At 41.8% G+C, this 15,261-nt stretch carries 13 protein-coding genes; 10 read left to right on the top strand and 3 right to left on the bottom strand.

Features of this window, described 5'->3' with window-relative positions:
• Window positions 1-17: 17 nt before the first annotated feature.
• The 3 genes from FN831_RS06690 to FN831_RS06680 all read left to right on the top strand — a co-directional run bounded on the left by FN831_RS06690 (window position 18) and on the right by FN831_RS06680 (window position 3,498).
• Complete coding sequence (locus tag FN831_RS06690) at window positions 18-1,415, top strand: undecaprenyl-phosphate glucose phosphotransferase (protein ID WP_262711876.1); 1,398 nt, start codon at window positions 18-20, stop codon at window positions 1,413-1,415.
• A 106-nt stretch (window positions 1,416-1,521) separates the two neighbouring features.
• Window positions 1,522-2,430, top strand: coding sequence for a nucleotidyltransferase family protein (locus tag FN831_RS06685; protein WP_246101389.1), 909 nt, complete (start codon window positions 1,522-1,524; stop codon window positions 2,428-2,430).
• Window positions 2,431-2,763: 333 nt separating this feature from the next.
• The gene (locus tag FN831_RS06680) at window positions 2,764-3,498 is read left to right on the top strand and encodes a sialate O-acetylesterase (RefSeq protein ID WP_185960404.1); all 735 of its coding nucleotides are present in this window, start codon (window positions 2,764-2,766) and stop codon (window positions 3,496-3,498) included.
• 39 nt (window positions 3,499-3,537) lie between these two features.
• Here FN831_RS06680 and FN831_RS06675 read toward each other — a convergent pair whose 3' ends face one another.
• On the bottom strand, window positions 3,538-3,864 hold the full coding sequence (locus tag FN831_RS06675) for a hypothetical protein (RefSeq protein ID WP_142527433.1): 327 nt from the start codon (window positions 3,862-3,864) through the stop codon (window positions 3,538-3,540).
• 85 nt (window positions 3,865-3,949) lie between these two features.
• Window positions 3,950-4,546, bottom strand: coding sequence for a methyltransferase domain-containing protein (locus FN831_RS06670; protein WP_142527432.1), 597 nt, complete (start codon window positions 4,544-4,546; stop codon window positions 3,950-3,952).
• Window positions 4,547-4,686: 140 nt separating this feature from the next.
• On the opposite strand from FN831_RS06670, the gene FN831_RS06665 reads away from it, so the two are divergent.
• From FN831_RS06665 to FN831_RS06635, 7 genes are all read left to right on the top strand, one after another.
• On the top strand, window positions 4,687-5,913 hold the full coding sequence (locus FN831_RS06665) for a PAS domain S-box protein (protein WP_142527431.1): 1,227 nt from the start codon (window positions 4,687-4,689) through the stop codon (window positions 5,911-5,913).
• Between the two features lie 142 nt (window positions 5,914-6,055).
• Window positions 6,056-7,564 (top strand): sensor histidine kinase, encoded by a 1,509-nt coding sequence (locus FN831_RS06660; RefSeq protein WP_142527430.1) that lies wholly within the window; start codon window positions 6,056-6,058, stop codon window positions 7,562-7,564.
• Window positions 7,564-7,953, top strand: a complete 390-nt coding sequence (locus FN831_RS06655) for a response regulator (RefSeq protein ID WP_142527429.1) — start codon at window positions 7,564-7,566, stop codon at window positions 7,951-7,953. Before FN831_RS06660 ends, FN831_RS06655 begins: the two co-directional genes overlap by 1 nt.
• Window positions 7,954-8,017: 64 nt before the next feature.
• Window positions 8,018-9,187, top strand: coding sequence for a pyridoxal phosphate-dependent aminotransferase (locus FN831_RS06650; protein ID WP_142527428.1), 1,170 nt, complete (start codon window positions 8,018-8,020; stop codon window positions 9,185-9,187).
• Window positions 9,184-10,287, top strand: coding sequence for an FAD-dependent monooxygenase (locus FN831_RS06645; protein WP_142527427.1), 1,104 nt, complete (start codon window positions 9,184-9,186; stop codon window positions 10,285-10,287). The genes FN831_RS06650 and FN831_RS06645 overlap by 4 nt, the downstream gene beginning before the upstream one ends.
• Before the next feature lie 175 nt (window positions 10,288-10,462).
• Window positions 10,463-11,068: a LuxR C-terminal-related transcriptional regulator gene (locus FN831_RS06640; RefSeq protein ID WP_142527426.1), complete on the top strand. Its 606-nt coding sequence runs from the start codon at window positions 10,463-10,465 to the stop codon at window positions 11,066-11,068.
• Between the two features lie 291 nt (window positions 11,069-11,359).
• Window positions 11,360-13,963, top strand: coding sequence for a hypothetical protein (locus FN831_RS06635; protein ID WP_142527425.1), 2,604 nt, complete (start codon window positions 11,360-11,362; stop codon window positions 13,961-13,963).
• Here the strand turns inward: FN831_RS06635 and FN831_RS06630 are convergent, their stop codons facing one another.
• The gene (locus tag FN831_RS06630) at window positions 13,964-15,172 is read right to left on the bottom strand and encodes a hypothetical protein (protein ID WP_142527424.1); all 1,209 of its coding nucleotides are present in this window, start codon (window positions 15,170-15,172) and stop codon (window positions 13,964-13,966) included.
• Window positions 15,173-15,261 lie beyond the last annotated feature (89 nt).

The raw sequence follows: 15,261 nt of genomic DNA, 5'->3' as shown, positions 1-15,261 counted from the left end.
ATTTCTTAAATAATTACATGTCAATTCAAACTCGATATCTCTATTTACTCAGGTACATATTGCCTGTTACGGATATTTTAATGCTCAACATGATATACGTTCTGGCCTATTATTTTACGGGCTACATGGGTAAAGGGATAAGCGAGGAATTACAAAAACATTATCTGGTAGTTTGTAACCTGCTTTGGTTTTTGAACACCGCGGTATTCAATTTATATTCTGAATACAATGCCAGAAAGATTGAGCGTATCTACAGAGGCACGATTAAAAGCGTACTTCTCCACTTTGTGATCTTTTCACTGTATCTGTTATTTGCTAAGGACCTCGCGTTTTCAAGAAGTTTCTTAGTCACATTCTATATATTTCTATTTATCGGTTTTATGCTAAATAGATTTATCGGCACTTATATACAACATGTGCTGATCAGCAGGTTCCATTCGACAAGGAAAGTTGCAGTAATGGGGGATAATGATACAGGCTTACGTGTGGCTGCTTATCTGCAGAAACAACGGAATATTGATTTCTACGGATTTGTTGGTGACGACGCCAGTATATATGGTGACGGAGATGGCAATATCTCTGCTGAGGCATCGGCCCGTTTACAGCAAGCCGCGGTATATGGAGTTAAAGATCTTTATGTTTCAGTTGCACCATCCAGGATGCGTGAGATCGGCCCGCTGGTACTTGAAGCGGATAAACAATTGCTGCGGTTGAAGTTTATTCCGGATCTTGCGGGTGCATTGGCTGCGCCTTACAGGATCAGTTATATGGGGGGTGAGTTTCCAATTATCACCCTCAGGCATGAGCCTCTGGAAAGCATGGGCAACAGGTTTAAGAAACGTGCGTTTGATATGGCCTTTAGTGCTTTTGTAATCATATTCGTGTTGAGCTGGTTGTATCCCCTGATTGGTTTGCTTATTAAACTACAAAGCAAAGGACCTGTAATGTTTAAGCAACAGCGAAGCGGGATCAATGATGAGCCTTTCTGGTGCTATAAGTTCAGAAGTATGCGCATGAATAATGACAGCGACAAAAAACAGGCCACCAAGGGCGATGACAGGATTACGCCGATAGGCAGGATTCTGCGTAAAACCAGTCTGGATGAAATGCCGCAGTTTTTCAATGTTTTTATAGGCAATATGAGCGTAGTAGGCCCGAGGCCACATATGCTTCGTCATACTGAAGAATACAAAAAAATTATTGGCCAGTATATGGTGAGGCAGTTTGTAAAACCGGGCATCACCGGCTGGGCACAGGTAAATGGTTACCGTGGTGAAACTAAAGATGATTCTGCTATGGAAAAGAGAATTGAACATGATATCTGGTATCTGGAACACTGGAGCAGCATGTTGGATATCAAAATTATATTCCTGACCGTAATCAATGTTTTCCGCGGTGAAGAAAACGCATATTAAACCTATAACACGATTTAAATTACCTTAAACAAACCATCATCAACTAATATTCGTATTATTGGTAAGCTCTTTGTAGACCAATAAACGAAAATTTACATTAAAAAATATGTCTGAAATCAAACCTTCTTTAGTAATCCTGGCTGCTGGAATGGCTAGCCGTTATGGCGGAAATAAACAAACTGAATCATTTGGCCCTTCTGGTGAAACCATCATGGAATATTCCATCTATGATGCAATTAAAGCTGGTTTTGGTAAAGTAATTTTTATTATTCGTGAAGAATTTGCTGAATCTTTCAAATCAGTGATCGAACCAAAATTGTCTGGTAAGATTGCTACTGATTACGTTTACCAGTCTTTGGAAAGTTTTAGCGGAGGACGTGAGATCCCTGCCGGCAGAACCAAGCCTTTTGGTACCATGCACGCCCTGCTTTGCTGCAAGGACGTTTTAGATGCCCCTTTCGCTGTAATCAATGCAGATGACTTCTACGGTTTTGATGCCTTTAAACAAGCCTACGACTATTTGGTTAATGGTATTGACAAAGGAAGATATGCTTGCATCGGTTACGAACTTAAAAATACGCTGAGTGATAACGGATCAGTAACCCGCGGAGAGATCAACGTGGATGATGAAAAAAACATTGTAAGCATTACTGAGCGTAAAGAAATCTATAAAAAAGATGGAAAAGCGTTTACTCCAGACGGCGGTACTGACGTTGAACTTCCTTTGGATACAAAAGTGAGTATGAACTTCTTTTGCTTTACACCTGACTTTGTAAACTGGTCTGAAGAAGAATACTATAAATTCCGTGATGCCAACGCTACAGAACTGAAAGCTGAATTCTTAATCCCTGAAGTGGCAGACATCCTGATCAAATCTGGTGAAGGTGTTGTTAAAATGATCCCTACCGAAGCAGTTTGGTTTGGTGTAACTTTTAAAGAAGACGCGCCGGTTGTAAAAGCCCAGTTGCAAAAATTGATTGACGCAGGGACTTATCCTGAAAATCTTTGGACATAATTAATTACATTTTTTATGTATTGCTTGCTTTCCTATTAATGTAAGCAGGCGTATTTCATCATAAAGCAAGCCTGTGAAGAGGAATTTTCAAATGAAATCCACATCTGATTAATCTACATCACAGGCTTTTTTAGTCTTTTGTCGTTAATCACACATATACACGTAATTAATGAAAACCAAATTTTGACGGGTTACGTATAAGACTCAATTTTCACTAAATCTTCGCTCTCAAGTATTGCTATCGTTGCAATATCTCTTATTATCAATTTTGTCCTTATTCGTGAAATCATTAAATATGAGCCATCGCAATACAAGTTTCGTTTTTATAATAGCTTGAAGCAAAAAGGGTGGTTTGACCATAGCTTAGATGTCGAAAAATTGCAAAAAGATAGCACCGCTTACATACTTACACTAGGCCAATCTAATGCTGCAAATTCCAGCAATTCACTTGATACGGGATCTTTAAATACTTACAGCTATTACAATGGCCAGCTTTACAAAGCAGAGGACCCCTTGATTGGATGTGATGGTGTAGGTGGAAGTGTCTGGCCTATACTAGCAGATAAGATGATTGCAGGAAATAAGTATAAAAGGGTAGTGATCATTCCAATTGCCGTCGGAAGTACAACGGTAAAAAACTGGGCGGAAGGGGAATGTAATATTCTTCTCAATAATACATTGAATGATTTGCGCAAACACAAAATCGTTTTAACCCAGATTCTATGGCAGCAAGGAGAAAGTGACAACGGGACATCGAAAATTTTATATAAGCGTTATCTGAGTCAAGTTTTAAATAATATTCGTAGCTGCAGGCAAAGCGCTCCCTTCTATTGTGCTATCACATCTTACAGTAATCTTGCAGAATCCAAGCCGTTAGGAGTAGATTCAACCATCCAGGATGCACAAAGGGAATTTATCAAAGAGAATAAAAATGTTTTGGTAGGACCAAATACAGATACAATCATTGACGCTATCGACAGGCACGATTCACTTCATTTTTCTAAAGTTGGTAAGCATAAATGTGCTGATTTGTGGTATAAAGCACTATACCCTAGTTGGTCTTTATAGAAGTTTTAGAATATAAATGTCCACTCTAGAACCGAGTAACTATGTATGAGTAAACTTAGAGACGATAAAGGCGAATATGCCAGTCATGAACTCCGCAAAAAACTTAAATTCATAAATCGGTTTAAAACTCTTTTCCGTTAGTGGAAAATAATGCGCAGCCCATTCACCAGCTTGTGCAACTAATTCCCTGTCTGTAATCTCATGTGAGTACCATTTTACCGAATCCTGCTTCCTTACGGGCTGTATATGTCCGAGAAATTCGTGTTTCAGATAAACCGAAAATAAGGAATGATCCTCATAAACAGGCTCTATTTGCAATGCGCCCATATAGTGCTGGCACATTACTTCAATTTCTATCGTTTTCATGTTGGTTGGTATTATACTTGGCTACCCTAAATACGACAAATATCTGGCCATGGATCACGGCAGATGGTAACAAGGATGGATTTGGCTATTGTTTTAGCCAGAGGCCAAGAGGATCGCCGGCCACGTGTTTCAGGCGTTTGTAGGCGGGAGGAACATAATCATCGGGGCAGTGAAACGTAGCTAGCCTTGTGCCGGCTGGCTTTTCTTCAAGCAGCTCATAGAAGCGCGCTAAATACTCTTCGTAGATTTCCTTAGAAGTCTGGATCAGGTTGTCTATAGGTTTGTAATGAACGATGTTTTCACTGAAAGAATTATAAAAATAAAAATGATCGTACCGCTCCATGCTAAGCGTTGTAAAGTTTGCATGGATAAATGATACATTGCTGATATTTGTTGCATTTTGGGCAATAAGTGCCTCGTCTATCAGCGCTTTTCGCTGTTCAACTCCAGAAAAAAAATGCTGCGGAAAATAATGTGCCGCGGTGATGCAAAATTTTCCTACGCCGCTGCCAACGTCCAGGATCTGAGTACCTGAACCCGCCGTAAGGTGCTCTGCTGCTCTTCTTGCAATGTCAAGAGGTGTCCAGTGCATTGAAGAGAGTTGTTGAGTACGCAGAGAATACAGGCTGTCAAATGCGGCATCACTGGAAAATCTCTCATTTGAATTCAAAGCTGATCCCATTATCTAAAGTTGGAGTAACTTTTGCTAAATTATAAAACAAATCAATATAAACCTATGATAATGAACAAGCATGTAAAAATGGGAATTCGGGAAGTGGTAGTTGTAAATGGTGATCATTTTAACAGTTTGGTTTAATATTTATGTTTTCTCTTAAAGAATATTGGTGGAAGATCAAGAGCCTGATAGAAACGGCCGTGCTTCGAAAAGCAGATCCCTCTGAGGAGGACCATGTATTTTGGCGGAAAAAACTCTTCACCAATATGATCGGCTATGCTTTTATCGTTAGTATAATAGCATTTGTTTCATCCACTAGTTTTGGTATTTTTGCGGGCAGTGCTGTAGTCCAATGGTTTAACATCGTGTTTGGGTGTGCCCTTATATACATAATTTTCAATAAAAAAATCATGATCCAGACCAGGAAAATATTGGCGCTATTTCTACTTTACGTATTGGCGATCATTTACATCGCTGTACTGGGATCAGAAGGGCCTGGCGTCTTGTACCTGATCATCATTACGATCTTTTGTGCAATGATCTTTCCACGCCCGGTAGCCTATTACCTGGTGGGATTAAACGTGATCATTTGCGCGGCCTTTGGTGCCGTGATCTATTATAAACTTTTTGACAGCCCTCTGCTGGACAGCTATGATCTGCCATTGTGGGCCTCGTACTCCGGAAACCTGATTTTTGTAAGCCTGATTAGTGTCATGCTGGTGAGTAAGGTACTGAACGGACTGGAGCAGACCATTCAGAAAGAAGCGAAACTGGTTTTAAAGCTGGATGCCTCAGAAAAATATTACCGTACAACCTTTGAGGCCAACCCGGTACCGATGTATGTATTTGATATGGAGAATGGTCGTTTTCTCCATGTGAATGAAGCTGCGATAGCCAAATACGGATATACAAAGGACGAATTCCTGAAAATGAATATCAATGACATCCGTCCGCAAACTGAAACCAGCAAGCTGATGGACTTAAACAGTATGATCAGGAGCCGGGATTATTCTGGTGTGCTGATCCATATCAACAAGGATAATGATGCCTTCCCGGTTGAAATCGAAACAAATATCATCAGGTTTGAAGAACGTGAAGCCAGACTGGTGCTGGCTACCGATGTGTCGGAACGGATCAACTATATCAAGGAAATTGAACGACAGAATAAAGATTTGAAAGAGATTGCCTGGATACAAAGCCATATGGTAAGGGCCCCGCTGGCGAATATCATGAGCCTGACAGAATTCCTGATCAAATACCCCGGGGAGGATACACAGGAAACCCTTACCTTCCTGAAAGACTCATCACAGAAATTGAATGTCGCGATCAAAGCTATCGTAGGCCAGGCTGATGGTTCAGGTCTTACCGGCTAAAAGGTTTTGATGCCCCTTGCGGGTTTTGAATGAGCAGAAAAAAGTATATCTTGGATTTATGATAATAAGATGGTTTTCTTTTTAACAAAAGAACGAATCTTATAATTAGATTTGTAATCTCAGAACTGTACCAACCCCGCTTATGATTGAACTCCCATCACTGAATAATGAAGCCGACAGACTTGACGCGCTTTACGTGTTGGAAATTTTAGATAGCCCTCCGGAAGAAGAATTTGATAATATTGTGAAGCTCGCATCTATCATCTCTGGTGCACCGGTTGCTGCACTGACTTTTGTGGATGAGGACAGGATCTGGTACAAAGCAAAGCTGGGACTGGAATGTGATGAGACAGCAAGGAATAACGCCGCGGCAGAAAAATACCCTTTTTTAGTTGCCATCCCGGTTGTAGTGAACAAACACCTGGTGATTGGCCATCTTAGTATTGCCGGCCCTGCAGCAGCTACGCTAACGCAGGAACAGAACAAAGGACTGGCATTGCTGGCGCAGCAGGTGGTTTCGCTGCTGCAGATGCGGATGCCGGTAATCAACAACAGTATAAAAGAATTTTACGAAAGTATCCTCAATAATATACCTACTGACATCGTGGTTTTTGATGCTGATCATAAATATCTTTTTGCCAATCCGGGGGCCATCAAAAATGATGATTACCGTAAATATATCATCGGCAAAGATGATTTTGAGTACGGCGCCTATAGAAACCGCGATCCGAAAATTGCCGAAGCGCGCCGCGCACAATTCCTGGAAGTGAAAAACTCTGGAAAAGCGATTGGCTGGGAGGAAAGCCAGACTGACCCGAACGGCAATGTAATCACTTTTCTAAGGCGCATGTTCCCGATGCATGATGAGTACGGGAATTTTGTGATGGTGATCGGTTTTGGTATTGACATCAGCGAGCGGAAAGCTCTCGAAGAAAAACAGACGCTGATTATGGAGCAGCTGGCAATGCAGAATACTCAGCTGATAGATTTCTGTAATGTAGTATCGCATAATCTAAGAGGCCCCTTGATTAACATGTCCATGCTGGCAGAGTTTATCCAGGAATCAGAAGATATGGATGAGCAGAAGTTACTCGTTTCTAAACTGGAGCCCGTGATCGAAAGCCTTAAAGGTACGTTCAATGAACTGGTAGAATCTATACAGATCAGGCAGGACAGCAATGTGAAATCTGATGATCTGAATTTGGCTACCTGCCTGCAGGAAGCACTGGATGGCCTGTTTGAAGAAATAAAAAAGGCCGGGGCCAAGATCTCTGTAGATTTTGAAGATGCCCCGGCTGTGAGGTACCCCCATAAATACCTGGCCAGTATATTTTATAACCTGATTAGTAATGCCATTAAATACCAGAGCCCGGACAGGAAACTCTCACTTAGCCTGGCTTCTAAAAATAAAGAAGGCAATATCGTGCTCACTGTTAAGGATAATGGATTGGGTATAGACCTGGTGAAACATAAAGATAATATTTTTAAGATCGGAAAGGTTTTCCACCGGCATCCTGATGCGAAAGGATTAGGGCTGTTTATGACTAAAACGCAGGTTGAAGCCATGGGCGGAAGAATCTGGGTAGAAAGCCTGCCGGATGAAGGCTCAACTTTCTCAGTAGAATTTGTAAACCAAAACATAAATCGGTAATGAAAAAGGTTTACCTCATTGATGACGATGACATTTATGTATTTCTTACCAAAAAGACAATCCTGAAGGTAAGACAGGATGTAGAGGTAGAGGTTTTCTCTGATGGGCTGAAAGCGATTACCCACCTGAAAGCAGTGCAGCATCAACCGGAGCTTTTGCCGGATGTGATATTTCTTGATTTAAATATGCCGGTGATGGATGGATGGGATTTTTTAAAGGAATACCAGAAACTGGCCCCGGCTTTTGTGAAAACAAATGAATTGTACATTGTCTCGTCCTCAATTTCTCCCCATGAAATGGAACGCTCAAAAAGTATTCCTGCCGTTTCCGAATTTATCATCAAACCATTAGTCAAGGAAAAATTCCTTGAAATCCTGGGAAAACTGTAAAACTCCGTTAATTTATTTGCGATAAAAGTTTTTGTAGGAACTGCAAAATATTTAGTTTAGTTGAATGTTTCAACAGCGTTCTATCAATCTCGATATTTTAAAGAAAAGGGCATTTAATTTAAGGTGGGCAACTGTCCCGGAGGGCGTGATCCCGCTGACTGCAGCAGACCCCGATTTCCCGAGTGCACCCGAGATTGCAGAAGCTATTATCCGTTTTACAAAAGACCGCTATCTTTCATATGGCCCTCCTGAAGGAAGTTCAGACTTTAAAGAGGCGGTAGCAAGATACTTTTCTGTCAAACGTAATGTAAAGGCTATGCCTGAATTCATATTTCCGGTGGACAGTGCTGCATTTGGAATTTACCTGACCTGCAAGGCTTTTCTTGATGCAGGGGAGGAAGCCATCATTTTTGATCCCGTGGATTTTCTTTTCAGGTATTCGGTAGAAGCCGTAGGTGGCGTAGCTGTTCCTTTTGCTATCCCGGCAGGAGATGACGGAATTGAGTATGAAAAGCTAAAAGGTTTAATTAACCCTAAAACACGGATGATCTGCCTTTGTAACCCTTTAAATCCTACTGGAAAAGTGTTTACACGGGAAGAATTATTAAGGATCGGGGAAATTGCCTGCGAATACAACCTGATCATCTTGTCTGACGAGATCTGGAGCGATATTGTATATACGCCTTATCGTTATACCAGCATGGCTTCGCTCAGCGAAGAGATCGCAAAGCAAACTGTAACTGTTACAGGATATAGTAAGTCGTACGGACTGGCTGGCTTACGGATAGGAGCAGTGATGGCCGGCAACCAGGCAAGCTACGATCGTTTGTTTTTGGCTTCACTGCATGGCTCAACGATCCACGGCGCCAATGTGATTTCGCAGGTAGCCGCAACGGCTGCATTAAACGAATGTGACTACTGGCTGGATAATTTTATCGCCCATCTGCAGAAAATGCGGGATTTGTGCGACAGGGAGCTGAACCAGACCAATGGTTTCCAATGTATTCCGCCTCAGGGATGTTATGTAGCCTTTACCAACATTACCGCTACCGGAAAAAGCAGCATGGAAATTTATCAGCTGCTGATGGATCAGGCAAAAGTTGCCGTGGTTCCGGGTGCCAAACAATGGTTTGGCGAAGGTGCAGAAGGATTTATCAGAATGAGTTTCGCTACTTCAGAGCATATCCTCGGGGAGGCATTGCACAGAATAAAAAATACGGTTAATTCTTTATGAAGATAGTTATCCTTGGCGGTGGTATCGCCGGATTATGCATGGGAATTTATCTTCATCAGAATCAGATCGACTTTAGTATCAATGAAAAACAAACTTACCCGGCCGTTGGCGGACATGCCTTTCTGATGCACCACGATGGCTTTGCCGTGCTGCAGGAAATCACAGCCCACACGGACTGCGTACTTCCCGGACGGAAGATAGATACCTTTATTTGTAAAGACCCGCAGGGAATTGTAGTAACGGAACAATCACTTGACGACTGGCAATGCTTTAAACGTACTGAATTACTGGACGGCCTGATGGAGATGCTGCCTTTGGCAAACGTGCATAATGGTCGCATATTCTCTCATTTTAAATATGATGGAAATAAAATAATAGCTGCTGCATTTTTGAATGGTGAACTGGAGTATGGGGATATCTTTGTAGGGGCAGATGGTGCAAATTCTGCTGTCCGCCGTGAGATTTTTGGTGAAGTCAAATTTAAGCCCGGTAAAGTAAAGGAGCTGGTGGGCATTGTCACACATCCGGGGCTGGCGGCTGACCTTCAGGGCAAATTTACCAAATTTCAGCAAAATGATAAAGGCCTGTCTTTTGGTGTTATTCCTACCTCTGAGACAGAATTAGTGTGGTTTATGCAGTATGATCCTGCCTTGGGAGATGTTTCTGAAGTTGCGCGTGTGCGCAATTCGTCTACCTATCCTGATGCACTAAGCACGCACTGCAACACACTGCTTAAGGATTTTCCTGTCGAGGTTCAGGCACTGCTTGCTGTAAATGATTTTACCACCACGTATGTTTGGAATACACAGGATTTTGACTTGCTTCCTGACTTCCATTATCAGAATGTAGTGCTTATTGGCGATGCTGCCCATGTTGCCCTTCCTTTTACCAGTTCAGGGACCACGAATGCAGTGAAGGACGCGAAGATATTATTACAGTGTTTACAATCTTATGATAGATACCAACTTGCTTTTAGGGAATACTATTGTATCCGGGCGGAGCATGTTGAACAGCATATCAGGCTGGGCAGAGTACTCCGCGATGCTTTCCTTGATCCATTAGCCAAATTACAGGTTCCGCTGATCAGCAGAAAGGGCTGAGATCGATTTCTACTGATATTCAGTATTGCACAATACTACATATCTGCCGTTCATAGCTCTGTTCATTAAAGGATAATTATGAACAAAATGAATAATACAGCAGAATGGGTTATTCCTTAACTTTATTTTGCTCCGTCGGAATATAAGTAAGACGGGACACAAAGGAGATGACGCTATGATCAAAGTAGGAATAATTGATGGTAACCAGCAAAGCCGCAGCATGATTAGAATGATATTGAACCATCATCAACAATATAATCTAAAAATTACGCTTGAAGCAGGTTCTGTGGGTGAATGCAAAAATGTAACAGTCTCACAGGAACCTGATGTGACGATGCTGGATATTGAACACAATGGTATAGAATCAATCAGTGCGATTTATCGCAAGTTTCCCCATACCAATGTAGTAGTTTACAGCAATATTCAGGATCATAACAGTGTATTGGCTTGCGTAAAGGCGGGTGCGGTAGGTTTTATTATCAAAGAGACCTGTGTGAATGAAATTATTTCAACGATCGTAACCACATTCAAGGGGGGATCGGTATTCAGCCCTTCGATCTCCAGAAATGTGATTCAACAGGTGCAGCAGACGGTGGACTACCAGAGTAATTTGAGTGTCAGGGAGCGCCAGATTGTGGAAGGCCTAAGAAACGGGCTGAGCTATAAACTAATCGGCTATAAGTATGGAATTTCTCTGGATACTGTTAGGCAATACATTAAAAGAACCTATAAAAAATTGAATATCAATAGTAAGGGTGAGCTGCTCGCCCAGTTCAAATGATATCCTTGACAAAAAATTGATGATACTTGACTACAGTCTACTCTCGTGATATATCATTGTTGCTATTGGAGGACTATTTGTCTATGTTTTTGCTTCCAGCTAGCTGCGTTTGAAGCCCACTCACAGGTTAAGTATGATTTTACTCATGATACGCTTGAGATCAGAGGAGGAACAACTTTCGCGAATTTTTTACGGGTGAGGAATTTTTATGGGCACAAGGTGGTATTGATACAAGACACCCTGGAGAGAAAAATATTTGCCGGTTTGATTAATCTTCCAGATAGCATCATCTTGGAGCCAAAAGAGTTTAAAACTTTTCCTGTAAAATATATTGCCGACAGACGAACTATCTACAGCAACCTTCAGGAGTTCAAGGTAAAGTTGATTACAAAAAGCCCGGGTATTATTATACAATCAAACACAAGGTTCTTCACACATCTTTCAGATGCAAGTAGCCTTACTATTGGAACCGATGCCGAAGAAATTTATCTTGACCCGCTTACCAATCAGGTACAATTGGCAGTAAACGTAACTAATAATGGATTTATGCCTGTTAGTTTCCATCTTATACTGACTGGTGCGCCGGAAGGACTGGAACTAACGGGGCAGATGAATAGTTTGGTGCTGCAGCCCGGAGGTCAGCAGCTCTTCCCTTTCCTTGTGAGGAATAAAATAGGTAATAAGATCAATCCCGATTTTACAGTTACAATACAGGCTGTAGATGAAGTTGGTAACCAATTATCGCTCAAAATCATCAGGGTGATAAATGTAACAAGTGCCCGTCGGCTGGGTAACGGGCAATTTGGAGGAAATCTTCCCAATACTATCGCATTACGTTACGGTAGCTTCACCAGCAAATCCTACTTTTATCAGCTGCAGGGTTACGGTAAGATGAAGACAGGGAATGATGAATCTCTTGAATATCATTTTAATGGAGAGCAGTATTATCAGCAGGATTATAAAGGAATTAACATTTCTGATACCTATCTTGATTATCAGTCCAGGCACTGGGGATTAAAAATTGGTAATGTCTATGAAAATATTGACTTTCAAATGGGCGGCAAAGGTGTAAAAGCCAGTGGAAAATTGAGTAAGGGAGGTGTTATTTCTATTCTCGGTATTCAAAATAATTACCTTTTGTATGACCAGGCAGGCAATACGAGGCCGGGAGCGAAAATTTACGCAGTGGATTATTTAAATCAAATTGCAGGTACAGCCGGCCGGCGCTTTACAGTTTTACATAGCCAAGATTCCTATACAGGCCTGAATGCATCTCAGCTGAGCTTAAAAAATGCTTTCAAAGTGGCTGATGGGCGCTCGCTTGTCATGGAAGCAGGCATCTCTAAGGAAGATCAGGCAACAGGCGGGAAAGGTTCAAAACAGGGTTATGCAGGAGGGATTATTTATGCAGCCCTGACCGAAAATTTCCAGCTTAATGCAACACAATATTATAGCAGTGCCTTTTTTACAGGTTTGAGACGCGGACAGCTTTTATCAGACGTACGCCTTCTGCGGAAACTCGGGGCACACAATAGCTTGTCAGCACATCTGACCATACAGCTGAATGATCCTAAATATCAGAGTGACCTTGTGAATCTAAGCGATATGCTAAACCTTGGAATCAATAAAAACCAGCTCTATATTTATGATCTGGGTTACATATTCAGAACCCGGGGAATTTCTTTTGGCATTAATCCATATTATATGGAGCAGCGGCTGATAGCAGGCGGTTCTGCACAAATGGATGCTTTCCAGACAGACTGGAAAGCCCGGTCAGTTCGTTTTAGTACGCATACGGAATATAATGGAAGGATACAGAGCTTTACACTTTCAGCAGACTATGGATACACTTATCTCAATACTTCAGGCAGGCCTCGGGCTCCCTTTCATTCACTCAAAATCAATACCAGTTATACCCTGCCCATTTTAGGCTTTTCTGGTTATGTGCAACTCAATCCTTTCTATCTTTCTGATGCACTTACTTCTTTCAGCGAAAGCAATAAATATACAATCTATTCTGGTGGTCCTAACGTGCATTTTAGTGCCTTTAAAAAGAGTTTTAATATACAGGCTGGAGGAATGTATAACTATTACGGATTTGCCGGAAACAGTAACTATTCTGCCAGTGTGAATATGCGCTATATACTGACAGGTCATTGGGCATTGACGGCCGATATGCAATATGCGGTAACCAAACAAAAATTTCTGGTACCTTTCGCGACTCAGGATCTGAATATAGTGAATGCATTCAGAGACCAGCGCTATAACAGCCGCCAGATGCGCTTTGGGATAGAGAAACAGTTTGGCAAACCCCCGGGATCTTCGGCCAAGAAACTTGATCTCACGTATTATGACGATATCAATAGTAATGGAGAACGTGATGCCGGCGAACTACCGGTTGGCGGCGTATTAATAAAAATAGAAAATGGTACTGCAGTAACAAATAATAAAGGGCAGGTAAGATTTATGAATATGGAGCAGAAGGCTTATATCATTTCTATAGCGAGTACAAGAGGGTGGAGCCTTCAGCATCCTACAGAGATCTTTATGAATAAGAACAAGAAGCTTGACATTCCATTAGTCAAAGCTGAGGCACTTTATGGCTGCGTAAAGCTTGCTTCAGAAAAGTATTTAGAGGGCAAGCCCGCCTTGTCAGGCATAAAGATTACTGCGATGGATAGTAATGGGCTAATTCATGTAGCGCTAACTGATGATAAAGGCAAGTTCTGTTTTTATCTGCCAAGAAACCATTATACAATATATATAGAAACAGAGGGTCTTCCTTTCTCCATCGAAAATGGGAAAGAGGAAGTTTCATTGCAGGGCCTTCCGGTAAAGATGCTCACCTTTATTTATAAAGATCAGCGCCGGAAGGTAGAAGTAAAACATTTCTGATTAGGGAGCAGTAAAAGTAAAAGTTATAGAATTCTGGTAGATTCCTGCTCTTTTTCCCAGGAGGTTTGAGGTGAGTGATGCCGGAATTTTATACTGCAGAAATATTTTACGGTCTATCACCGGAGAGGCAGAGGCGACAATAGTTTGCGGAGTAATGCTGAGGGGAAGAGAAGACACTCCTGTCTGTCCCATTCCGCCCTCAATGGTCACTGTCCCGATTGGGATCGTGTTGCCTGAAGATAAAATAAAATCGCCACTGGCTTTTACACTCACGTTGTATGGGACTGTACTGCTAATGATAATAGGATCTGGCATGGCAACTGTAATCCCGCCCTTATAAGCGGTAATCGTATTGATATTAAAATTAATGTCATTTAACGGCACAACAAATTCGGATAGACGGGGCACCTCCACTTTTACAGCGCCTGTGATGGTACCTGAGGCTACCGGTCCAGCCGCATAAGCATTGCCCAGTTTACTGATCGTGTAGGTGATGGGCAGGGTATAGGTGCCGGCCTGGATGAAACTGTTCCTGAGACTGGCTGCACTAATAGCTAATGCAGTGGTGATACTACTGAGGTTATTCGATGTAATGTCTATACCGGCAGCAATGCTTAAAGGCTTGTCTGTAGGACTCAGCGTAACTGGAGATAGTCCCTTTCCTGAAGGTGAAGTCAGTGATGCGCTCAGTTGTTCTGAAATAACAGACGGGTCTGTGATCTTAGGTGTGGTAGTTGTAAATGAAAAATTGCTGTCGGATTTAATGCTTACTGTAGTAGGAAGCGTGGTGTAATAGTCAAAGGTATTGTTCGTGCTGATACCACCTCCTGTTCGGTAGTTGTCCAGGCCGGTAATCCTCAGTATAAGTGAAGCTGGCGCGAAAGTACTATTGATCGTTATAAATGCCGGAACAATTACATTCAGTGATATTGACGGAGGGGCAACATTTGTAAGAAATAGAGAAGTGGTATATGAACCAGCGTTCCATGCATTTTCAGCCATAACCACTTTATAATCAAGTGTTACGGGCCCAACTGCGGAAACACCACTAAAGAGTTGCTGTTCTGAAGTCTTCAGAATTTTGTATTCTGAAGTTGCAGAGAGATTGACGGTACCAACAATATTTGGCTTGATAGACAATCTGCTTAAATCAACATTGCCTGTGGAACCAATAGTTGATGCTGCAAAATTGGATCCCGCCCTAAACATAATACCCGTAGCAATTCCTACTGAGCCATAACTTACATTTGTAAAAGTCTGATCAGTGTGAGATCTAATGTTAATCTCATTAATTGTAA

The organism is Pedobacter westerhofensis, assembly GCF_900182595.1.
GTDB lineage: Bacteria > Bacteroidota > Bacteroidia > Sphingobacteriales > Sphingobacteriaceae > Pedobacter > Pedobacter westerhofensis.
Note: the sequence above shows the minus strand (reverse complement) of the source record. Positions and strands in the feature narration are given on the sequence as shown.

Excerpts from the sequence above, each read along its gene's own strand:
- FN831_RS06690 (WP_262711876.1), top strand. The coding sequence starts at position 18 with ATGTCAATTCAAACTCGATATCTCTATTTACTCAGGTACATATTGCCT.
- FN831_RS06685 (WP_246101389.1), top strand. The coding sequence starts at position 1,522 with ATGTCTGAAATCAAACCTTCTTTAGTAATCCTGGCTGCTGGAATGGCT.
- FN831_RS06675 (WP_142527433.1), bottom strand. The coding sequence starts at position 3,864 with ATGAAAACGATAGAAATTGAAGTAATGTGCCAGCACTATATGGGCGCA.
- FN831_RS06670 (WP_142527432.1), bottom strand. The coding sequence starts at position 4,546 with ATGGGATCAGCTTTGAATTCAAATGAGAGATTTTCCAGTGATGCCGCA.
- FN831_RS06665 (WP_142527431.1), top strand. The coding sequence starts at position 4,687 with ATGTTTTCTCTTAAAGAATATTGGTGGAAGATCAAGAGCCTGATAGAA.
- FN831_RS06660 (WP_142527430.1), top strand. The coding sequence starts at position 6,056 with ATGATTGAACTCCCATCACTGAATAATGAAGCCGACAGACTTGACGCG.
- FN831_RS06655 (WP_142527429.1), top strand. The coding sequence starts at position 7,564 with ATGAAAAAGGTTTACCTCATTGATGACGATGACATTTATGTATTTCTT.
- FN831_RS06650 (WP_142527428.1), top strand. The coding sequence starts at position 8,018 with ATGTTTCAACAGCGTTCTATCAATCTCGATATTTTAAAGAAAAGGGCA.
- FN831_RS06645 (WP_142527427.1), top strand. The coding sequence starts at position 9,184 with ATGAAGATAGTTATCCTTGGCGGTGGTATCGCCGGATTATGCATGGGA.
- FN831_RS06640 (WP_142527426.1), top strand. The coding sequence starts at position 10,463 with ATGATCAAAGTAGGAATAATTGATGGTAACCAGCAAAGCCGCAGCATG.
- FN831_RS06630 (WP_142527424.1), bottom strand. The coding sequence starts at position 15,172 with ATGTTTAGGGCGGGATCCAATTTTGCAGCATCAACTATTGGTTCCACA.